General features: G+C 68.8%; 19 protein-coding genes. 11 read left to right on the top strand and 8 right to left on the bottom strand.

The genetic code is table 11. From position 1 onward, the window contains the following. Nucleotides 1-78: 78 nt before the first annotated feature. Nucleotides 79-1449, bottom strand: a complete 1371-nt coding sequence (locus E6A21_RS17020) for a serine hydrolase domain-containing protein (protein WP_171041452.1) — start codon at nucleotides 1447-1449, stop codon at nucleotides 79-81. A gap of 161 nt (nucleotides 1450-1610) precedes the next feature. Here E6A21_RS17020 and tgt point away from each other — a divergent pair, with 161 nt between their 5' ends. Continuing rightward, nucleotides 1611-2873, top strand: a complete 1263-nt coding sequence (gene tgt, locus E6A21_RS17015; protein ID WP_425471577.1) for a tRNA guanosine(34) transglycosylase Tgt — start codon at nucleotides 1611-1613, stop codon at nucleotides 2871-2873. On the opposite strand, the gene E6A21_RS18455 is transcribed toward tgt, so the two are convergent. Beyond that, nucleotides 2833-2967, bottom strand: a complete 135-nt coding sequence (locus E6A21_RS18455; RefSeq protein ID WP_425471578.1) for a CGNR zinc finger domain-containing protein — start codon at nucleotides 2965-2967, stop codon at nucleotides 2833-2835. The two genes, tgt and E6A21_RS18455, sit on opposite strands and share 41 nt — an antisense overlap. Between E6A21_RS18455 and E6A21_RS18250 the strand changes: the two genes are divergently transcribed. Next, complete coding sequence (locus E6A21_RS18250; RefSeq protein ID WP_246036599.1) at nucleotides 2926-3213, top strand: hypothetical protein; 288 nt, start codon at nucleotides 2926-2928, stop codon at nucleotides 3211-3213. The two genes, E6A21_RS18455 and E6A21_RS18250, sit on opposite strands and share 42 nt — an antisense overlap. A gap of 76 nt (nucleotides 3214-3289) precedes the next feature. Here E6A21_RS18250 and E6A21_RS17005 read toward each other — a convergent pair whose 3' ends face one another. After that, a complete protein-coding gene (locus E6A21_RS17005; protein ID WP_138445357.1) occupies nucleotides 3290-4825 on the bottom strand; it encodes a helix-turn-helix transcriptional regulator in 1536 nt (511 codons plus the stop codon). A 109-nt stretch (nucleotides 4826-4934) separates the two neighbouring features. Here E6A21_RS17005 and aceA point away from each other — a divergent pair, with 109 nt between their 5' ends. Further along, nucleotides 4935-6290, top strand: a complete 1356-nt coding sequence (gene aceA, locus E6A21_RS17000; protein ID WP_138445356.1) for an isocitrate lyase — start codon at nucleotides 4935-4937, stop codon at nucleotides 6288-6290. Nucleotides 6291-6325: 35 nt separating this feature from the next. Then, on the top strand, nucleotides 6326-8014 hold the full coding sequence (gene aceB / locus E6A21_RS16995) for a malate synthase A (protein WP_138445355.1): 1689 nt from the start codon (nucleotides 6326-6328) through the stop codon (nucleotides 8012-8014). Between the two features lie 167 nt (nucleotides 8015-8181). Here the strand turns inward: aceB and E6A21_RS16990 are convergent, their stop codons facing one another. Continuing rightward, nucleotides 8182-9318: an acyl-CoA dehydrogenase family protein gene (locus E6A21_RS16990; RefSeq protein ID WP_138445379.1), complete on the bottom strand. Its 1137-nt coding sequence runs from the start codon at nucleotides 9316-9318 to the stop codon at nucleotides 8182-8184. 93 nt (nucleotides 9319-9411) lie between these two features. Here E6A21_RS16990 and E6A21_RS16985 point away from each other — a divergent pair, with 93 nt between their 5' ends. After that, the gene (locus E6A21_RS16985) at nucleotides 9412-10152 is read left to right on the top strand and encodes a DsbA family oxidoreductase (RefSeq protein WP_138445354.1); all 741 of its coding nucleotides are present in this window, start codon (nucleotides 9412-9414) and stop codon (nucleotides 10150-10152) included. Nucleotides 10153-10367: 215 nt separating this feature from the next. Next, entirely contained in the window at nucleotides 10368-11303 is a 936-nt protein-coding gene (locus E6A21_RS16980) for a type IV toxin-antitoxin system AbiEi family antitoxin domain-containing protein (RefSeq protein ID WP_138445353.1), read from the top strand. 54 nt (nucleotides 11304-11357) lie between these two features. On the opposite strand, the gene E6A21_RS16975 is transcribed toward E6A21_RS16980, so the two are convergent. The 3 genes from E6A21_RS16975 to E6A21_RS16965 form a co-directional block, all read right to left on the bottom strand. Continuing rightward, the gene (locus E6A21_RS16975) at nucleotides 11358-12377 is read right to left on the bottom strand and encodes an aldo/keto reductase (RefSeq protein ID WP_138445352.1); all 1020 of its coding nucleotides are present in this window, start codon (nucleotides 12375-12377) and stop codon (nucleotides 11358-11360) included. 43 nt (nucleotides 12378-12420) lie between these two features. After that, a complete protein-coding gene (locus E6A21_RS16970) occupies nucleotides 12421-13515 on the bottom strand; it encodes a baeRF2 domain-containing protein (protein ID WP_138445351.1) in 1095 nt (364 codons plus the stop codon). 101 nt (nucleotides 13516-13616) lie between these two features. Then, nucleotides 13617-13805 (bottom strand): DUF1918 domain-containing protein, encoded by a 189-nt coding sequence (locus tag E6A21_RS16965; RefSeq protein WP_138445350.1) that lies wholly within the window; start codon nucleotides 13803-13805, stop codon nucleotides 13617-13619. 123 nt (nucleotides 13806-13928) lie between these two features. Between E6A21_RS16965 and E6A21_RS16960 the strand changes: the two genes are divergently transcribed. Beyond that, nucleotides 13929-14573: an SAM-dependent methyltransferase gene (locus tag E6A21_RS16960; protein ID WP_138445349.1), complete on the top strand. Its 645-nt coding sequence runs from the start codon at nucleotides 13929-13931 to the stop codon at nucleotides 14571-14573. A gap of 75 nt (nucleotides 14574-14648) precedes the next feature. Further along, the gene (locus E6A21_RS16955; RefSeq protein ID WP_138445348.1) at nucleotides 14649-15296 is read left to right on the top strand and encodes a nucleoside/nucleotide kinase family protein; all 648 of its coding nucleotides are present in this window, start codon (nucleotides 14649-14651) and stop codon (nucleotides 15294-15296) included. 7 nt (nucleotides 15297-15303) lie between these two features. Here E6A21_RS16955 and E6A21_RS16950 read toward each other — a convergent pair whose 3' ends face one another. Beyond that, nucleotides 15304-16545 (bottom strand): ROK family transcriptional regulator, encoded by a 1242-nt coding sequence (locus E6A21_RS16950; protein ID WP_138445347.1) that lies wholly within the window; start codon nucleotides 16543-16545, stop codon nucleotides 15304-15306. A gap of 140 nt (nucleotides 16546-16685) precedes the next feature. Between E6A21_RS16950 and E6A21_RS16945 the strand changes: the two genes are divergently transcribed. The 3 genes from E6A21_RS16945 to E6A21_RS16935 are packed head-to-tail and all read left to right on the top strand — an operon-like array spanning nucleotide 16686 to nucleotide 19734. Beyond that, a complete protein-coding gene (locus tag E6A21_RS16945; RefSeq protein ID WP_138445346.1) occupies nucleotides 16686-17447 on the top strand; it encodes a sugar phosphate isomerase/epimerase family protein in 762 nt (253 codons plus the stop codon). Beyond that, nucleotides 17444-18562: a Gfo/Idh/MocA family protein gene (locus tag E6A21_RS16940; RefSeq protein WP_138445345.1), complete on the top strand. Its 1119-nt coding sequence runs from the start codon at nucleotides 17444-17446 to the stop codon at nucleotides 18560-18562. Before E6A21_RS16945 ends, E6A21_RS16940 begins: the two co-directional genes overlap by 4 nt. Continuing rightward, nucleotides 18559-19734: a Gfo/Idh/MocA family protein gene (locus E6A21_RS16935; protein WP_138445344.1), complete on the top strand. Its 1176-nt coding sequence runs from the start codon at nucleotides 18559-18561 to the stop codon at nucleotides 19732-19734. The genes E6A21_RS16940 and E6A21_RS16935 overlap by 4 nt, the downstream gene beginning before the upstream one ends. Nucleotides 19735-19907 lie beyond the last annotated feature (173 nt).

The raw sequence follows: 19907 nt of genomic DNA, 5'->3' as shown, positions 1-19907 counted from the left end.
CCGCCGTCTTTGTACCGCAGTTTGAAGTGGTCGGGAAGGGGCCGCGCTGTTTCCGCGGCGCAGCGCCTGCTGAGGCCGTCAGCCGAGCGAGCTGAGGGAAGCCTCGATCTGCCTGAAGAGAATGGCCGGACCGTTCGGGTTGGGCAGCTGGGTGTTGAGGAGGATGGCCACGGTGGTGCCGGTGCTCGGCTGGTACATCGTGAGCGACTCGTAGCCGAGACCGGTCCCCGTGTGACCCCACCAGCCGTCGAGCTCGCCCGCCGCGAGGCCGTACGCGTCGTACTCGGGGCTCTGCGGGTCGTCCGAGCCGGGACTCGAGACAGCCGTGAACCGCTGCTGCTGGAGGGAGGCGGGGAGGAACTGGCCCGAGCCGAGAGCGGTTCCCCAGCGGAGCAGATCGCCGATGTTGCCGAACAGCCCACCGGACGCGCCGTAGAGCGAGGGGCTCACCTGGGCAAGGCTCTCGAGGTTCGAGGCGCTGTCGATTTCGTAGGGCGTCGCGACGGGCGGCGTCGGATCGCTCGAGCCCGAGTATCCGACGGATGCGAGGCCGAGGGGCGAGAGGAGCCGCGACTGGACCTCTTGGTCCCAGGAGTTGCCCGTGACGGCCTGGATGACCTTGCCGAGCAGCACGAAATTGGTGTTGCTGTACTCGTACTGGCTCCCTGGGGCGAAGTCGAGGGGCTGCGCGAACGCGTAGCCGAGCAGCTGGTCGTCCGTGAAGGGTGCCGTGTAGTCCGTGTTGAGCTGGTCCGAGAAGCCTTGGGTCGCCGAGAACTCGGGCAGCCCTGTCCGCATCTCGAGGGCCATGCGGACGGTGATCGAACTGCCGACCCCGGACCCGTCGTACTGCACCGACGCCACGTCCGGGACGTAGCGGGAAACCGGATCGTCGAGACCGAGCTTGCCCTCTGACACGAGTTGGAGGACCACAGTCCCGACGAAGCTCTTGGTGATGCTCCGGAACGCCGAGCGAGTGTCAGTGGACCAAGCCACTCCGTCGGACGCGTTGCCTTGGGTCGTGACATAGCGCGCACTGCCGCCGGAGGACGCGGAGCCGCCCGTGGAGACGGCAACGGCAACGCCCGCTGCGCCCTGGTCGGAGAGGAACTGCGAGACGACGTCGGAGATCTGGGAGGGCATCTGCTGCCACGCAGGCTGGTCTGACGTGTTTGCCTGGTTTCCCTGGGCCGAGCCCTGTGGGGCTGCCGGACTGGCTATGGGGCTGGGATGAGCAGGCGTCGCTGCGGACGGGGGCGGCGCCGGGAGACGGTTGGGTGCGTGGCCCCGCACCGCGCTCGCGCTCGTGATGCCGGCTGTTCCCACCGCGATCAAGAGGACGCAGCCCGCGGCTCCGACTAGGACTCGGCGGCGCCGGACCCGGATGGACCGGCCGAGGATGCTCTCGAACGGAAGCCGCGCACGGCGTGCTCCGCCATCGTGCTTCATCCGTCCTCCTGCCGCATCCCCCGCTGGGGTCCGTCTGTTAACTTCCATGAGGCTAGCTGTTAATGTCCATGAGGCTAGGAGAAGACTCTGTGCGGGCACTGTGCAAACGCCCAGCCTCCTGCAAGCCGGAGGTTCTACGCAGCGTACGGCAGACTGGTGGGGTGCCGAATTCCCATCCACGCCAGTCCGAGTTCTCCTTCCGCGTCGACACCCCCTTGAGGGCGCGCGACGGCGCGCGCACCCTGGGCAGGACCGGCACCATCACGACCCCACACGGAGAGATCAGGACGCCGGCGTTCATTGCCGTCGGCACGAAGGCGACCGTGAAAGCGGTTCTCCCCGAGTCGGTGCGGGATCTCGGCGCGCAGGCTGTGCTGGCGAACGCCTACCACCTGTACCTTCAGCCGGGTCCCGAGATCCTCGACGAAGCGGGCGGCCTCGGCAGGTTCATGAACTGGCACCGCCCGACTTTCACCGATTCCGGTGGTTTCCAGGTCATGAGCCTCGGCTCGGGCTTCAAGAAGGTCATCGACATGATGGCCGTTGACGCCTCGGGCGCTGACGATCCGGCGAGGGACACGGCCGTCGCCCCCGGAAAGGAGCGCCTCGCCCACATCGACGAGGACGGCGTCTGGTTCACGAGCCACCTCAATGGCGATCGGCACCGCTTTTCGCCTGAGATCTCGATGAACGTCCAGCACCAGATCGGTGCGGACATCATGTTCGCCTTCGACGAGCTGACAACGCTCCAGAATTCCCGCGCCTATCAGGAGGAATCCCTAGAGCGGACGCGTCGGTGGGCCGAGCGCTGCGTTGCGGAGCACTTCCGCCTCACAGACGAGCGGGAGCACCGCCCGTACCAAGCCCTGTTCGGGGTGATCCAGGGGGCGCAGTACGAGGACCTGCGGCGGAAGGCTTGCCAAGATCTGGGGGCCATGCCGTTCGACGGCTTCGGCATCGGAGGCGCGCTCGAGAAGGAGAACCTCGGCACGATCGTCGCGTGGTGCTCGGAGGAACTCCCCGAGGACAAGCCGCGCCACCTCCTCGGGATCTCCGAGCCCGACGACATCTTCGCCGCGATAGAGGCCGGAGCCGACACGTTCGACTGCGTCTCCCCCACCCGCGTCGCACGCAACTCGGCGTTCTATACCGCGGAAGGCCGATTCAACCTCTCGGGCGCCAAGTACCGCCAGGACTGGGGCCCGCTCCAGGACGGGTGCGACTGCTACACGTGCCAGAACTATACGCGCGCCTACATCCGCCACCTCTACAAGGCCAAGGAAATGCTCTCCCACACTCTCATTTCGATCCACAACGAGCGCTTCGTGGTGCGAATGGTCGACGACGCACGCAAGGCCATCGAGGACGGCACCTTCTGGGACTTCAAGGCGGAGACGCTGGGGCGCTACTACACCCAGAGGTGACTCGCCCCACCCCCGCCTGAAGCCACCCGCAGCGCCGTGAGCAGAACTGCCCGTGACCCGCTGGGCTGCGGTCAAGGAACAGCAGGCGGCACATGCCATCGGCGCAGCGTCGGATTCGGCCGAGGAGATTCTCGGAGACAAGGGCGAGGGCAGCCGGAAGGAGGACCGCTGCGAGGCGGTATGCCGTGCCGTCCCTGCCAGAGCGGACAATCGGCGCATCGCCCGAGCTGAGGCACGGGAAGAGCCCGAATTCGAGGCTAACCCTCCCGACGAGGCTCCGCCGTTCGTCAGCCGTCGCCTCGATGAGGACCACGATGAGCTGATCGCGAAGCCGCCCTAACGCGTCGACGTCGGCCTGGACCGGGGGTGGGCACACTGTGCCACTGCCCGAGCCACGCAGCCCCAGCACCACGCACTCACGCGCCGGAATGGGCTTCCAAGAAGGCGTACACCTCGGTTTCGTCGACACCGGGGAAAGCGCCGGGAGGCATGGCGGCGAGGAGGTGGGAGTGGGCGCGGGCCGAGGGCCACGCATTGCCGGCCCAGTTTTCACTGAGCTGAACAGGAGGCCGCCGGCAGCAGGCCGGATCGGGGCAGTGCGAGGTGGCCCGCGCCGTCGTCTCCCGCCCCCGGAACCATTTGACGTGCTGATAGGGCACACCGACGCTGAGGGAGAACTCACCACTTGCGCTGCGCTCAGTGCGGGCCGTGCACCAGAAGGTGCCGTTGACCGTGTCGGTGTACTGGCTGTAGGAGCTGAACTTGTCCGGGACGTCGAAGACCGCGCGGCTCGTCCAGGCCTTGCACGCAGGTTGGCCCTCGATGGCGCCGGTGTGGTCCATGGGAAAGTTCACGCCGTCGTTCTCGTAGGCCTTGTAGATGATGCCGCTCTGGTGAGTCTTCTGGAAGTGGGTCGTGATGCCGAGGTGCTGGGTCGCAAGGTTCGTGAACCGGTGGGCGGCCGTCTCGTAGCTGACGGCGAAGGCGTCGCGGAGGTCCTCCACCGAGATCGCCTTGCGCGCCTTCGCCTGCTGGAGGAAGTCCACGGTCGTGTGCTCGGGCAGCAGGAGCGCAGCGGCGAAGTAGTTGGTGGCCACGCGCTGGGCGAGGAAATCACCGTAGCTGCCCGGAGTCTCGTGGCCCAGGACATAGTGGCCGAGCGCCTGAAGGAGCACTGAACGCGGGTCATGGTCCGAGCGCTGGTTCTGCGTGAGGTAAATCCTGCGGTTCTTCAGATCGGTCACCGACCGGGTCGAATGCGGCAGATCCCCCACATGGTAGAGGGTGAAGCCGAGGTGGTCCGCGATGTCGGCGATGAGGTGCTGGCTGAGTGGACCGCCGGAGTAGCCGACGGCCTTGAGCACCTTCTGGGCCTCGGCCTCGTACTCCGGGAAGTAGTTGCCCCGCTCGCGCATCATACGGCGGAGCTCGCCGTTCGCACGGCGCGCCTCCTCCGGCGTGGCGACCTGCTCATTGAGCTTTCGCTCGAGCTCACGGAGGAGCCCGATCTGGGACTCGAGCACGTCCAGCGGAGTCCGCGAACTGATGCGGATCTTCGGGAGATTGAGGGACTCGTAGAGCGGGCTGCGCTGGTACCGCTCCAGTTCGATCTCCAGCGCGGCCCGCCGGCTCGGGGGCTCCGCGCCGAGCAGCACGTCCACACCTACGCCGAGCGCTCCCGCGAGCTGCTGCAGGAGGCCGAGCTTGGGTTCGCGCTTGCCGTTCTCGATAAGGCTCAGCTGGCTCGCGGCGGCGCCCACGGCGGCCCCCAGCTCGCCCAGCGTGAGGCCTGCCGCTTTACGCAGGTGGCGCACCCGGCGTCCGAGGCTGATGGCATCCGCCCCGCCCCCGGAACCCGCTTCGGGGCCCGTTCGTGGCGCGGCTGACGGTCCCGAGGGGAGGCTCCATGAGGCTGCAGGCGGCATTTCTTGAGAATACGTGAAAATGTGCATTTCTTTCCAGCACTTTTCTCTACCGGGGTGCTTGCGAACCCGGAAAAGTTGGTGCCACGAAGAATTCCTTCCGGCGCTGAAGCCGGGAAACCCGTCGAAGGAGACAGCGATGAGCGCACAGGCCAACGGTGCAGAGCAGCCCCGGACCCCTCAGCAGCAGGCCGAGGCCCTCGAGCTCGAGTGGTCCGCAGACCCCCGCTGGCAGGGTGTCCAGCGGGACTATTCCGCCGAAGACGTCGTCCGGCTCCGGGGCCGCGTGATGGAAGAGCACACCCTCGCCCGCCGGGGCGCGGAGAAGCTGTGGAAGGCCGTGACCGAGGGACGCGCGGACGGCACCGGCTACATCAACGCCCTCGGCGCACTCACCGGCAACCAGGCCGTGCAGCAGGTCAAGGCGGGCCTGAAGGCCATCTACCTCTCCGGCTGGCAGGTCGCCGCGGACGCGAACCTCTCCGGCCACACCTACCCCGACCAGTCCCTCTACCCCGCGAACTCCGTGCCCGCCGTCGTGCGCAGGATCAACAACGCCCTCCTCCGCGCGGACCAGATCGAGTTCTCCGAGGGGAAGTCGACCGTGGTCAACGGCCAGGAGATCGACTGGCTGGTCCCGATCGTCGCCGATGCCGAGGCCGGCTTCGGCGGCCCGCTCAACGCGTACGAGCTCATGAAGTCCATGATCCAGGCAGGCGCCGCCGGCGTTCACTGGGAAGACCAGCTGGCGTCGGAGAAGAAGTGCGGCCACCTCGGCGGCAAGGTCCTCATCCCGACCCAGCAGCACGTCCGCACCCTCAACGCCGCCCGGCTCGCCGCCGACGTCGCCGGCGTGCCGAGCGTCATCATTGCCCGCACGGACGCTGAGGCCGCAACGCTCATCACCTCCGACGTCGACGAGCGGGACCGGGAATTCCTCCTCACCGAGGACGGCCAGCCCGTGCGCACGCCGGAAGGCTTCTACAAGGTACGCAACGGCGTCGAGCCCTGCATCGCCCGAGCCAAGGCCTACGCCCCGTACTCGGACCTCATCTGGATGGAGACCGGCACCCCGGACCTCGCCCTCGCGCGGAAGTTCGCCGAGGCGGTCAAGGCCGAGTTCCCCGACCAGATCCTCGCCTACAACTGCTCACCGTCGTTCAACTGGAAGAAGCACCTCGACGACGCCACGATCGCCAGCTTCCAGCGCGAGCTCGGGGCCATGGGCTTCAAGTTCCAGTTCATCACCCTCGCCGGCTTCCATGCCCTCAACTACTCGATGTTCGACCTCGCCCACGGCTACGCCCGCGACGGGATGAGCGCCTACGTCGAGCTCCAGGAGCGCGAATTCGCCTCCGAGGACCGCGGCTACACCGCAACCAAGCACCAGCGCGAAGTGGGCACCGGCTACTTCGACCTGGTCTCCACGGCGCTGAACCCGAACGCCAGCACCCTTGCCCTGGTGGGATCCACCGAAGAGGGCCAATTCCACTGATGAATCAGTCCCACTGATTGAAGGAAGCGCCTCTCATGAACACGTACCACCACTCCGACGGCTTGACCATCAACGGCATCACGCTCGCTGCGCAGCCCCTCGCGCGGCAGCACGAGATCCTCACCTCCGGCGCGCTCGAGTTCATCGCCCAGCTCCACCGTGCGACGGCGGGACGCCGCCAGGAACTGCTCGAACGTCGGCACGAGCGCCGCGCCGCGATCCGCAAGGGCCAGGATCCCCGCTTCCTGCCCCAGACGTCGCAGATCCGGAACGACCCCTCGTGGCGGGTCGCCCCTCCCGCACCCGGGCTCGAGGACCGCCGCGTGGAGATCACGGGCCCCGTGGAGCGCAAGATGACCGTCAACGCCCTGAACTCGGGGGCGAAGGTCTGGCTCGCCGACTTCGAGGACTCGCTCACGCCGTCGTGGCGGAACGTCATCCAAGGCCAGATCAACCTCATCGACGCACTCACGGACCGCATCGACTTCGTCTCCCCGGAGGGCAAGGAGTATCGGCTCCGCCCCGCCGAGGAGCGGCCCACCATCGTGGTGCGGCCCCGCGCGTGGCACCTCCCGGAGAAGAACATGCTCGTCGACGGGAAGCCCGTGGCCGGCGGGATCGTGGACTTCGGCCTGTACTTCTACCACAACGCCGCCCGGCTCATCGCCCAGGGCAAGGGCCCCTACTTCTACCTGCCGAAAATCGAGAACCACCTCGAAGCCCGGCTCTGGAACGACGTGTTCGTCTTCGCGCAGGATCTCCTCGGCATCCCGCAGGGCACGATCCGCGCTACCGTCCTGATCGAGACGATCACGGCCGCATTCGAAATGGAGGAGATCCTCTACGAGCTCCGCGACCACGCTGCGGGCCTGAACGCCGGCCGGTGGGACTACATCTTCTCGATCATCAAGAACTTCCGCACCCGCGGACCGCGCTTCGTACTCCCGGACCGGGCCCAGGTCACCATGACCCAGCCGTTCATGCGGGCCTACACCGAGCAGCTCGTCCGCGCGTGCCACCGCCGGGGAGCCATGGCGATCGGCGGCATGGCCGCCTTCGTGCCCAACCGCAAGGACCCCAGAGCCAACGCCCTCGCGTTCGAGAAGGTCCGCGCAGACAAGACCCGGGAGGCCCGCGACGGGTTCGACGGTTCGTGGGTTGCGCACCCTGACCTCGTTCCCGTGGCCCGCGAAGTGTTCGACTCGGTGCTCGGCGGCCGCCCGAACCAGCTCGACCGCCTCCGCGAGGACGTCACCCCGGACGACCGTGCGCTCATCGACGTCGCGGCCTGCACCGGGACCATCACGGAGGCCGGCATCCGCAACAACATCGAGGTCGGCGTCCGCTACATCGAGGCGTGGCTGCGGGGCTCCGGCGCCGTCGCCATCCACAACCTCATGGAGGACGCCGCCACCGCGGAGATCTCCCGTTCCCAGATCTGGCAGTGGATCCACTCCCAGGCCATCACGGACGAGGGCGAGGTCATCACGCGCGAATGGGTCAAGGAGCTCTTCGAAGAGGAGTTCACAAAGCTCGAGCGCTTCGACGGCGACCGGTTCCGCGATGCCCACGAAATCTTCGAGGAGGTCGCCCTCGCACCCGAGTTCCCCACCTTCCTCACCCTCCCCGCCTACGCCCGCTACCTGTGCGAGACGGCGGGCAAGGAGGACGAGTACGAGGCCGGGCTCCCCGAGCCCGATCGGGCCTTGGCGGGGGTCTCCTGACCCGCCGGTCCAGACCTGCCCACCCATAGCTTCCCGACGCCGGCACGCGACACTCGCAACACGCACCCCGAAGGCCGGGGGCCGGCGATCGGGAACCAGAGTTGAGGGGTCGATCCGCGTAGTGGTGCTGCGCGGGTCGGCCCCTCGACGCCTTCCCCGGTCCCTGCTCAGCGTTCCACGAGCAGGCGGCCCACAATCAGGCGCATGATCTCGTTGGTCCCTTCGAGGATCTGGTGGACTCGGAGGTCCCGCGCAATCTTCTCCACCCCGTACTCATGCAGGTAGCCGTAGCCGCCATGGAGCTGGATGGCCATGTTCGCCACCTCGAATCCGGCGTCGGTGGCGACGCGCTTCGCCATCGCGCACAGGCGCAGCGCGTCGGGGTCGTTTCGGTCGAGGGCTACGGCGGCGCGCCAGAGGAGGCTCCGGGCGGCCTCGAGCTTCATCTCCATGTCCGCGAGATCGAACATGAGCGCCTCCTTGTCGGCCAGCCGCCCGCCGAAGGCCGTGCGGTCCTTGAGGTACGCAACCGTCTTGTCGAGCGCGGACTGCCCCCCTCCCAGCGAGCATGCGCCGATGTTCAGACGGCCTCCGTTGAGGCCCTTCATCGCGATGGCGAACCCCTGGCCCTCCTCGCCGAGCAGGTCCGAAGCCTGTACGCGGACATCCCTGAGGACGACCTGGCCCGTCGGCTGGGCATTCCAGCCCATCTTCTTCTCGCCGCGCCCGAAGGAAAGCCCAGGGGCATCTCCCGGCACGAGGAAGGCGCTGATGCCATGGTGGCCCGTTTCGGCGGTGCGGGCCATGACAATGTAGAGCGCGGACGTGCCCGCGCCCGAGATGAACTGTTTGACTCCGTTGAGGACGTAGCCCGCGCCGTCGGCCTTCGCCCTCGTGATGAGAGCCGCGGCGTCGGAACCCGCCCCGGGCTCGGTGAGGCAGTAGCTGCCGAGGGCCTCCATGGAGGCAAGCTTGGGGATCCACTCGGCGCGCTGGGCGTCGGTGCCGAACGTGTCGACCATCCACACGACCATGTTCTGGATGGAGATGTAGGCGGCGATGGTCGGGTCGGCCTTCGCGAGTTCCTCGAAGATCAGCGCCGCGTCCGCGCGTGAGAGGCCGGACCCCCCGTATTCCTCGGCGACGTAGATCCCACCCAGCCCGAGCTTTCCCGCCTCGCGGAGAACGTCCACCGGGAAATGCTTGGCTGCGTCCCACTCCAATGCATGGGGAGCGATCTTCTCGGTCGCAAAGTCGCGGACCATTCCTACGAGGTCCTGCTGGTCCTCCGTCAGTTCGAACATCGTCATCTCCCCTGCAGCCTTGCCTGTGCTGTCAGTCTCGGACACGACCGCCGTCAGGGGAATAGAGCCCGACGTCCGCGGCTTTGCACAGAAGTGAACGTTGACATTTGGTCGGACATCGCCTGCCCCTGGTGCTTCATCGGAAAGCGCCGCTTCGAGAAGGCTCTCGCCGCATTCCCGCACAAGGACCAGGTGACGGTCACCTGGCACAGCTTCCAGCTCGACCCGTCCCTCCCGGAGCACTATGACGGGACCAAGCTCGAGTACCTGAGCCAGCGGAAGGGCATGCCCGCGGACCGCGTCGCCCAGATGTTCGAGCAGGTCGCCCAGGTCGCGGCCGGCGAAGGGCTCGCGTACGACTTCAGTGCCATCGTCGTCGCCAATTCGTTCCCGGGGCACGAGCTGCTGCACCTCGCCAAAGCACGCGGAAGCGAGGGAGCGGCCGACGCCGTGAAGGAGGCGCTCCTGTCGGCCCACTTCGAGCAGGGGAAGGACATCGGGAGCCGGGAGGTCCTCGTCGAGATCGGCACCGCTGCCGGGCTGGCCGAGGCGGAGATCACGCAGGCGCTCGACGCCGGCTCCTACCGCGAGGCCGTCGACGCCGACATCCGCGAGGCACAGATGCTCGGCATCCAGGGTGTGCCGTTCTTCGTCTTGGACCGCAAGTACGGAGTGTCCGGCGCCCAGCCCTCGGAGGTCTTCGCCCAGGCGCTCGACACCGCGTGGCGCGAGTCCAACCCGCTCGTGATGGTAGCCGCCGACGCCGCGGGGCCCGATTCCGGTACGGGCGACGACGAGCTCAACGGTCAGGCCTGCGGACCCGACGGCTGCTGACCCGCGCCTCCTTCGATCTCCCTGGATCGTCGATCTCCCTGATCGCGCCCGCGGATTCCGACCAGCTTTGAAGCGGGCCGCGCCCCCCCTCAGGCGTGTCCCGTCTCGACACGCCTAGTTGCCGGCTCAATCGCGGTCGGAATCCGAAGCGCGATTCATCCACATAGGGCCGAGAGCGCGTTCGACGGCGGGTGGCTGGCCCCGAGGATAGCTTCATGGGGGATCGCTCAGGCCGGCCGGGCCAGGTCATGCAGCCGGGCCACGTCATGCGGCTTGGCCAGGTCATGCAGCCGGGCCACGTCATGCGGCTTGGCCAGGTCATGCACTTGTTCCATGGGGTCTGCCGCCTGCGGGACCTGCTCCTCAGGGGAGTCTCTGAGCCTGAGGTGAGGGCCGCCGTCGTGCGGGGAGACCTTGTTCGCGTCCGCAAGGGGCTCTACGCCCTCTCGGATGCCGATCCTGTGTTCGTTGCCGCCAAACGCACGCGCTCACTGCTCACGTGCGCCTCCGCGGCCGGTTTCTACGGACTCTGGACCCTCGCAGAGCCAGGGCAGCGAGCGGACAGATTCCATCTGCTCCGGAAGACCGGCGAGGACCCGCCCAACGCCGTCATCCACCGGGACACGCGCGTGCCGCCGGACCCGTACGCGCCCGTGGCGGGTCTGGCCGACGTCGTCCTCCACGCGGTGCGGTGCCTCCCGGAACTCGAAGCGCTCCTCCTTGCCGAGTCCGCGATGCGCAAGGGACTCTCCATGGACTTCATCCGCGAGCGGCTGCCCGGCAACCGGAACGGGCCGGCGCGGGCCGTCCTCGACCTCGTGGACAGCGGCTCGGAATCGCCGATCGAAACCCTTGCACGAGTGCATCTGCGGCGTGCGGGCTTCCATGTCGAGACACAGGTGGAGATCGAGGGTGTCGGATGGGTCGACTCCCTCGTCGAGGGATGGCTGATCCTCGAGCTCGACGGCAAGACCCACGAGGAGCGCGCTCAGCGCGAGAAGGACAGACGCCGTGACCGGGCGGCGCAGCTGCGCGGCCACCCGGTGTTCCGCTACGGCTATGCCGACGTCGTCCACCGGCCCGAGGCCTTCGTCGCCGAGGTGGCGCGAATGCTCGCGTTTCCGACCGGGATCGCAACGAGGCTCGTCTGAACGGCGGCGTGTCTGCGAGACACGCCGCCGTTCAGCTCTCAAACCCGGTCGGAATCATGGGGCCAGACTCCGATCGAATCCGGCCCGGGGCCGGAAGCCCAGACGGTCGAACCCGGCAGGCTCGCGAGGCGTGTAGGCCTCCTCGAGCTCCGCGGCCTCCGCGTCGTCGAGCTCGACCTCGAGCGCAGCGATCGCGTCCTCGAGGTGCGAGCTCTTCGTAGCGCCGACAATCGGCGCGGCGACGACCGGGTTCCGCAGCACCCACGCGAGGGCGACCTGCGCCCGCGGGATCCTGCGGCGCTCCGCGACCCGGCCGACGGCGTCGACGATCGCCTTGTCGCTCTCCTGGTACAGCGTGCGGCCGAACTCGTCGGTCTCGGTGCGCGCCGTCGTCGTACCCCACTCGCGGGCGAGCCGACCGCGCGCGAGGGGGCTCCACGGGATGGCCCCGACGCCCTCGTCCGCGCACAGCGGGTACATCTCCCGCTCCTCCTCGCGGTTGAGGAGGTTGTAGTGGTCCTGCATGGAGATGAAGGGCGTCCACCCGTTCGCGCGCGCAATGTGCTGCGCCTTCGAGAACTGCCACGCCCACATTGAGGAGGCCCCGATGTAGCGGGCCTTCCCCGCCTTGACGACGTCGTGCAGCGCCTCGAGCGTCTCCTCGATCGGGGTGTAGGGGTCCCACCGGTGGATCTGGTAGAGGTCCACGTAGTCCGTGCCGAGACGGCGCAGGCTCGCGTCGATCTCGCTCATGATCGCCTTGCGGGACAGGCCGCCGCCGTTTGCCCCCTCGTGCATGCGGCCGTGCACCTTCGTCGCAAGGACGATCCAGTCGCGGTCCGCGAAGTCGGCGAGCGCGCGGCCCACGATCTCCTCGCTGCTGCCCGCCGAGTAGACGTTCGCCGTGTCGAAGAAGTTGATGCCCGCCTCGACCGCCTGCTTGATGAGCGTGCGGCTCTCCTCCTCCGGGAGGCTCCACGGATGGTTGCCCCGCTGCGGGTCGCCGAAGCTCATGCAGCCGACGGCGAGACGAGAGACTTCGAGGCCGGTGTTGCCGAGACGCGTGTACTGCACAGTTCTCCCTTGTCGTGCGTTCTTGAGCTTTCCTGAACCAGTCTTACCACCGCAGGAGCGCGGCCGCCGCCTCGCCGTTGTCGAGCGCGCCACGCGGGAACAGCACGGTGTCCGCCTTCGTGAGCACGGCTGCGCGGAGGAGCGCGGAGGACGCATCGACCGTGCCGAGCACGGGTGCGCCGAGGGACTCGGATTCGTCGGTTGCGATCCACGGCTCGGCCCCCAGCGCGAGGAGCGTGCGCCCTTCTGCGACCTCCGGTGAGAGGAGCAGCGTGTCGACGCGCGCCTGCTGGAGCGCCCTGAGGGTCTCGGTCCAGTCGCCCGCCGCGACGCTGCCCAGGCCTCCCACGAGGCGCTCGAGGATCTCGTGCTGCCGCCTCGCCGCGACGCCCGCGACGACGGCTTCGACCTCTTGCTCGAAGCGCTCGCGGTCCGCGCCCGCCGCGGACGAATTCATGTCCACCGTCTCGGCGAGGGACCCCGCGCGCTCGCTCAGGGCATCGAGCACCATCTGCCGTGCGCGTTCGTCGCCCGAGATGACGACGAGCTGCACGTCGCCCTCCTCGACGATCCTGTTGATCTCGGATGCGACGTCAGCACCGTTGCGCCGCCAGATCTCCTCCGTGCGGTGCTGGTACTTGCCTTGCGACCAACCGCCTACCGGAACCTTCCGCAGGTTCTCGGTCTCGCCCGTCATCTCCTGCTGGTCGAGTGGCCCCCGGCCGGAGGCCCGGTAGCGGCCGATCTTCGCTTCGGCCCGTTCGACCTCGACGACGAGGTATTCGAGGTCCGAGCCTCGCACAGCGGCGAGCGGGAGGAGGTTCGGGATCGGCCCGCACTCGACCACGGTCTGCGTCGGGACGCCGGGCAGCACCTCGTTCACGACAGCTTCCCCGTCGCGGATCAGCACGAACCGCGAGACCGGCCCGGCGACACCCTTCGCCGACCAGACCAGCTGTCCGGCTGCCTTCGCGTCCTCGGGAGTGGCTCCCGCATCGGCCAGCTGACGGGCGATGTTGTCTCCCAGCACCTCGGTCGCTTCGAGGCTGCTCACGGTCCCCGTGCTCACGTCGGCGTGGACGGTGCACCAGGGCCCGGATTCACGGAGGGCTTCGGCGAAATCCCTGAGGGCATGCATGAGGTTCCTCCTCGACTCGATTCCAACTCGATTCGGTCGGCTCAGTACGCCCTACCCGCCTCGACGGATTTCACGCGCGAGGGCCGAAATTGGGGAGCAGGTCAGCTGCTCGGCTTCTCGATCGAGAAGTCCCCGCCCGGGAACACCACCGACTCGTGCCCGTCGTCGAAGCGGACCACATATGGCGGATCCCCGTGGGGCCCCTTGACTTCGACGATCTCCCCGTGCCGGTCCCTGGAGTCCACGGTCCGGCCGTGGATGATGATGCGGTCTCCCTGCACAGCGTTCATCGCGGATCACCTCCTAGTCCCCGAGGGTACGTAGCGGCCCCGTCTGGTGGAAGGGGCTGCGAAGGCCTCTCGGTCTCGACCCTGCTCTTGCGCGGAGGGGCCGCCCCCGGATAGGAGTGGTGGATGGACACCGAGACGACTGAGGGCCCCTCCGGGTTCTGGGACAGCTTCTACAGCGAGCGCGAGCGCATCTGGAGCGGCAAGCCCAACGCGGCGCTCGTCCGCGAGGCCGAGACCGTGGCCCCGGCGCGTGCCCTCGACCTCGGCTGCGGCGAAGGCGCCGACGCGATCTGGCTCGCGCAGCGCGGGTGGACGGTCACAGGCGTGGACATCTCCGCCGTCGCACTCTCCCGGGCCCAGCAGCACGCCGAGGAGGCAGGCGTGGCGGATCGGGTCCACTGGCTCGAACGTGACCTTGCCCTGTGGGAGCCGGAGGGCGAATACGAGCTCGTCTCCGCCCAGTTCCTGCACTCCCCCATCGAGCTTCCGCGGGAACGCATCCTGCGCCGTGCCGCGGAGGCCGTTGCGCCGGGCGGCCTGCTGCTCGTGGTCGGGCATACGGCGTTCCCGCCATGGGGGCGGCACCGCCACGCCGACGAGGCCGAGCTTCCGACCGCGGAGGAGCTCGCCATGACGCTCGGGCTGCGGGCCGGCGGGTGGCAGGTCGAGACGACGACGTCGGAGGGACGGGAGGTCACGGGACCGGAGGGCCAGGTCGCGGTGATGACGGACGCGGTCCTCAGGGCGCGGCGGGTAGGGACGGCCTGAGCCCCTCGAATCCGGGGCTACCCTCGGAACGGAAGAGTCGACCCCTTCGCTTCGAGGTGGACAGGTGACAGTGGCATGAGGGCCGAGGTGCGGGAGGCGACCGTCGCTGAACTGGTCGAGGCCGCCGCCGAGCTTGCGTCCGGCCCGCAGCGGGCCATCCTCGGCATTACGGGGCCGCCGGGAGCAGGGAAGTCGACCCTCGGCGGCCAGATCGTCGAGGCCCTCGGCCCCGACCGGGCCGTGCTCGTGCCGATGGACGGCTTCCACCTCGCCGACGCCGTCTTGGCCGCGCATGGCCTTCGCGACGTCAAGGGCGCCATCCACACCTTCGACGCCGCCGGGTACGCGGCCCTCGTCGAACGGATCCGGCATCAGCGCCTGGGCGAGACCGTCTACGCGCCGCACTTCGACCGCACGCTCGAGGAGCCGATCGCCGGAAGCATCGAAGTGCGCCCCGAGGTCCCGCTCGTGGTCACCGAGGGGAACTACCTCCTCGCGGACGACGGCGCGTGGCCCCGCGTGCGGGCCTGCCTCACCGAGTGCTGGTTCCTCGACCCGCCGCCGGACGTGCGGCGCGAGCGGCTCGTCGCGAGGCACGTCGCGTTCGGCAAGGACCCGGACGCGGCCCGGGCGTGGGCCCTTGGCACGGACGAGGCGAACGCCGCGCTGATTGCGGCGACGGCGGACCGTGCGGACCGCGTGTTCAGGCTCGCCGAGGAGTAAGGCCGGATCAGCCGACTCGTGCGGCGCCCATGAGGGCCGCCTCGATGCCCGCCGGCGAGAGGACATACTCGGACACGAGCTGGCTCGCACCCATGACCGCGGCTCGCTCGCCGGCGCGCGAGAGCACGATCCGGAGGTTCGTCGTCGCGAGCGGCGGCGAACGGTGGTAGACGACCTCGCGCACCCCGGCCATGACGTGGTCGCCCGCGGCGGCTACGGAGCCTCCCATCACGATCACGCTCGGATTGAGCAGGTTCACGCACGTCGCGATCACCTCGCCGATGTCTCGGCCGGCCTGTCGGAGCGCCTGGATGGCGGGGACGTTCCCGTGCGCGGCGAGCGCCAGCACATCGGCGCCCGACGGCGCCGCGACCCCGCGCGCGCTCAACGCCTTCGCGATCGCCGCCCCGGACGCAACGGCCTCGAGGCAGCCGACGTTGCCGCAGCGGCACACGATCCCTTCGCCGCGGGCGACCCGGACGTGGCCGAGGTCCCCAGCCGTTCCGTCCGCGCCCCGCTGGAGCTGCCCGCTGCTGATGATGCCGGAGCCGATCCCGGTGGCGACCTTGATGAAAAGGAGGTCGTCGACGTCGGCCCAGAAGTGGGCCCTCTCGCCGAGCGCCATGATGTTGACGTCGTTGTCCACGAGGACTGGGACGGGCAGCGTGCGCTGCACGAAGCCGACGACGTCGAAACCGTCCCAGCCAGGCATGATCGGGGGCTTCACGGGCCGCCCTGTCGCGTGTTCAACTGGCCCCGGGAGGCCGATGCCGACCCCCGCGAGCAGCGTCAGCGGCTCGTGGATCTCGGCGAGGAGCCGCCGTCCGCATTCGACGACGTGGCCGAGGACCGCCTCCGGGCCGGACGAGACGGGCAAGGGGTTCCGATCCTCGGCGAGCGCCTCGCCGTTGAGGTCGGTGACGGCAACGCGGACGTGGGTCGCGCCGACGTCGGCCGCGAGGACCAGCCGCGCCCGGGCGTGGAAGGCGAAGCGCGACGGCGGCCGCCCGCCGCTTGAGAGCGCCTCGCCGACGGAGACGACGAGGCCCGAGTTCAGGAGGAGGTCGACCTTGCCGGCAACGGTCGATCGGGCGAGCCCCGTGGTCATCGCGAGCTGGGCGCGGGTCCAGGGCTTGCCGTCACGGAGGAGCTGAAAGAGGTCCCCGGCGCGGGACAGTGCGGGCGGAACCTGCTCGGCTGGGCTGCTGTCGAGGGGCACGCGCAGCCCAATCCGTCGATCCTCCGCCATGCAGGTCAGTGTCGCACAGGGACTTCCGCAAATCCATCGGCAAGAAGTTCGACGACTATCTACCAACTTTTGCTTGTGGTTCGTCAAAAGCAGACCTAGGCTCCAAGTACGCTGCAGACGAGAGAGGAAAGCGTTCCCCCATGGCCTATTCAGTCCAGCTCTACACCGTCCGGGATGCCATCGAGCAGGACCTGCCGGGGACGATCCGGCGGCTCGCCGAGATCGGCTACACCCAGGTCGAGCCCTACAAGTTCGCCGAGCGCGCCGAGGAATTCGCGAAGGCGTTCGCCGAGAACGGCATCGTCGCCCCCACCGGGCATGCCCCGTTGCTCTCCTCCGACCAGGACGAGATCTTCTCTGCGGCGAAGCGGCTCGGCATCGGCACCGTGATCGACCCGTTCGTCCCCGCCGAGAAGTGGCAGGATGCCGAAACGATCCGCGACACCGCCACCCGCCTTAACGCGGCCGCGAAGAAGGGCGCCGAATACGGCATCCGAGTCGGCTACCACAACCACTGGTGGGAGCTCGAGTCCAAGGTCGAGGGCACGAACGCCCTCGAATACTTCGCATCGCTGCTCGATCCCGAGGTCGTCCTCGAGGTCGACGCCTACTGGGTGGCCGTCGGCGGCGAGAACCCCCTTGCCGTCCTCAAGCGCTTGGGCGACCGCGTCGTCGCGGTCCACCTCAAGGACGGGCCCGTCAACGAGGACCGCAAGGCCCAGCAGCCCGCGGGCCAGGGCAAGGTGGACATCTGGGGAGTCATCGGCGCGGTGAAGAACCTCGAGGTCGGCGTGGTCGAGTTCGACGACTACTCCGGGGACATCTTCGAGGGCGTCGCGCAGTCGCTGCGCTACCTCGAGGCGGGCGCACCCGAGGCGAGCGAGACGGGGGCCTCCAAGTGAGCCGCGGGCCTGTCGGCGTCGCCGTCATCGGCGCCGGCGTCATCAGCAAGCAGTACCTCGACAACCTCACGAAGTTCCCGGACCTCAAGGTCCACGCCATCGCGGACCTGTTCCCGCAGGCTGCGAAAGCGCGCGCGGAGGAGTACGGGATCGCCGAGCACGGTTCCCCGGAGCTCGCGCTCAACCATCCCGACGTGGACATCATCGTGAACCTCACGATCCCGGCCGCGCACGTGGAGGTCGCCACGGCCGCCGTGCGCGCGGGCAAGCACGTCTGGAGCGAGAAGCCCTTCTCCCTCGACCGCGAGAGCGGCCTGGCTCTGCTCAAGGAGGCGGACGACGCCGGGCTGCGGCTCGGGTGCGCCCCCGACACGTTCCTCGGCGCTGGCATCCAGACCGCCCTGCGCGTGATCCAGCGTGGCGACATCGGCGCCCCCCTGACCGCGCAGACCGTATTCCAGAACCCCGGTCCGGAGTCGTGGCACCCGAACCCGGCCTTCCTGTTCCAGCGCGGGGCAGGCCCACTGTTCGACATGGGCCCGTACTACTTCACGACCCTCGTCCAGATGTTCGGCAGCATCCGCCGGGTCGCCGCGCTCGGCTCCATGGCGAAGGCCACCCGGATCATCGGTTCCGGACCGAAGGCGGGCGAGGAGTTCGAGGTCGAGGTCCCCACGCATGTGAGCGCGCTGGCCGAGTTCGAATCCGGGGCCTCCTCGCACAGCATCTTCAGCTTCCAGTCCCCGTACAAGCGCGTCGGCTACGTCGAGATCACCGGCAGCGAGGCGACCCTCTCGGTGCCGGATCCGAACTACTTCGACGGGCCTCTCGAAATCCACCGCAACGGGGAAGACGAGTGGACCACGATCCCGACGACCGGCCCGGCGAACGGCCGCGGCATGGGCGTGCTGGACATGGCCCGCTCCATCCGCGCAGGCGAGCCCCATCGGGCCACGGGACAGCTCGCCTACCACGTCCTGGACACCATGGTCTCGGTCTCCGAGTCCATCGACTCGGGTGCGTTCACCGACGTCGCCAGCTCGGCGCCGTCGTCCTCCCCGCTGCCCGAGGACTGGGCCCCGGGAGAAGCGACCCTCGACGGGGTCGCCGCATGAGCGCACCCAGCAGCCCCGAAGGGGCCGCGTCGGAACGCCCCGCCGCACGGCCGCTCGGCGTCGCCGCCATCGGCTACGCCTTCATGGGCAAGGCACACTCCCAGGCTTGGCGGAACGTGGGGGCGTACTTCGACGTCCCCGCGGTCGCCCAGCGGGTTCTCGTGGGCCGCGACGCCGAGGCCGCGGCCGAGGCCGCAGCCAGATACGGTTGGGCGGAGTCCGCGACGGACTGGCGCGAGGTGATCGCGCGGGACGACGTCGACATCGTGGACATCTGCGCCCCGGGGTGGCTGCACGCCGAGATCGCGATCGCGGCGCTCGAGGCCGGCAAGCACGTCCTCGTGGAGAAGCCCCTCTCCAACACCCTGCCCGAGTCCGAGGCAATGGTGGCCGCGGCCAAGTCCGCTCGGGAGCGCGGGATCCAGTCCATGGTCGGTTTCAACTACCGCCGGGTACCGGCCCTCGCGTATGCACGGCAGCTGATCGCGGACGGCAGGCTCGGAAGCGTGCGGGAGGTGCGCGCCTCCTACCTGCAGGACTGGCTCGCCGACCCCGCCTCGCCCATGACGTGGCGGCTGCGGAAGGAGACCGCCGGCTCCGGCGCGCTGGGGGACATCGCCTCGCACGCGATCGACCAGGTCCAGTACCTGCTCTCGGACACCGTGAGCGAGGCCTCCGGTCGCCTGCACACCTTCGTCACCAGGCGCCCCGGGCGCGACGGGGCGGAGGAGGAGGTCACAGTCGATGACGCCGCGTGGGGCACGCTCGTCCTCTCGGGCGGCGCGATCGCCTCGGTCGAGGCCTCCCGCGTAGCGCTCGGGCGGAAGAACTCGCTCCGGATCGAGGTCTACGGCTCGGAGGGCTCGCTCGCGTTCGACCTCGAGCGGCTCAACGAGCTCGACTTCCTCGACGCCTCAGGGCCGGCGGCGGAGCAGGGGTTCCGGCGGATCGTCGTCACCGAGCCCGAGCATCCCTACATCGGCGCGTGGTGGCCACAGGGCCACGTGATCGGGTGGGAGCACACCTTCACGCACCAGATCCGCGACTTCCTCCTCGCAGTCCGCGACGGCACCGCGCCCTCGCCCTCCTTCGAGGATGGCCTGCAGGTCCAGCGCGTCCTGGCCGCGATCGAGGAATCCGCCGCCGCGAAATCCGCGAGCGTCCAGCTCTAGCCACGGCTGCCGCTGGGCTCCTGCCGCGCTTCCTGACCGGTTGATGCTTGAGTTCAGGACTTCGAAGCAACGCTTGCGATGATTTCGGGGGCATGAGCTGAGGAGTCGCATGGCGCGTAGGGAGCTGACTGCTGAGGATCGGCTGATGATCCAGGCGGGGATTGGAAAGCGGA

This window comes from Sinomonas susongensis (assembly GCF_005877005.1).
Classification (GTDB): domain Bacteria; phylum Actinomycetota; class Actinomycetes; order Actinomycetales; family Micrococcaceae; genus Sinomonas; species Sinomonas susongensis.
Note: the sequence above shows the minus strand (reverse complement) of the source record. Positions and strands in the feature narration are given on the sequence as shown.

Coding starts and splice junctions, on each gene's coding strand:
- E6A21_RS18455 (WP_425471578.1), bottom strand. CDS start 2,967: ATGTGCCGCCTGCTGTTCCTTGACCGCAGCCCAGCGGGTCACGGGCAG.
- E6A21_RS16935 (WP_138445344.1), top strand. CDS start 18,559: ATGAGCGCACCCAGCAGCCCCGAAGGGGCCGCGTCGGAACGCCCCGCC.
- E6A21_RS16945 (WP_138445346.1), top strand. CDS start 16,686: ATGGCCTATTCAGTCCAGCTCTACACCGTCCGGGATGCCATCGAGCAG.
- E6A21_RS17005 (WP_138445357.1), bottom strand. CDS start 4,825: ATGCACATTTTCACGTATTCTCAAGAAATGCCGCCTGCAGCCTCATGG.
- E6A21_RS16960 (WP_138445349.1), top strand. CDS start 13,929: ATGGACACCGAGACGACTGAGGGCCCCTCCGGGTTCTGGGACAGCTTC.
- E6A21_RS16965 (WP_138445350.1), bottom strand. CDS start 13,805: ATGAACGCTGTGCAGGGAGACCGCATCATCATCCACGGCCGGACCGTG.
- E6A21_RS16955 (WP_138445348.1), top strand. CDS start 14,649: ATGAGGGCCGAGGTGCGGGAGGCGACCGTCGCTGAACTGGTCGAGGCC.
- E6A21_RS17020 (WP_171041452.1), bottom strand. CDS start 1,449: ATGAAGCACGATGGCGGAGCACGCCGTGCGCGGCTTCCGTTCGAGAGC.
- aceB (WP_138445355.1), top strand. CDS start 6,326: ATGAACACGTACCACCACTCCGACGGCTTGACCATCAACGGCATCACG.
- E6A21_RS16990 (WP_138445379.1), bottom strand. CDS start 9,318: ATGTTCGAACTGACGGAGGACCAGCAGGACCTCGTAGGAATGGTCCGC.
- aceA (WP_138445356.1), top strand. CDS start 4,935: ATGAGCGCACAGGCCAACGGTGCAGAGCAGCCCCGGACCCCTCAGCAG.
- E6A21_RS16970 (WP_138445351.1), bottom strand. CDS start 13,515: ATGCATGCCCTCAGGGATTTCGCCGAAGCCCTCCGTGAATCCGGGCCC.
- E6A21_RS16980 (WP_138445353.1), top strand. CDS start 10,368: ATGGGGGATCGCTCAGGCCGGCCGGGCCAGGTCATGCAGCCGGGCCAC.
- E6A21_RS16950 (WP_138445347.1), bottom strand. CDS start 16,545: ATGGCGGAGGATCGACGGATTGGGCTGCGCGTGCCCCTCGACAGCAGC.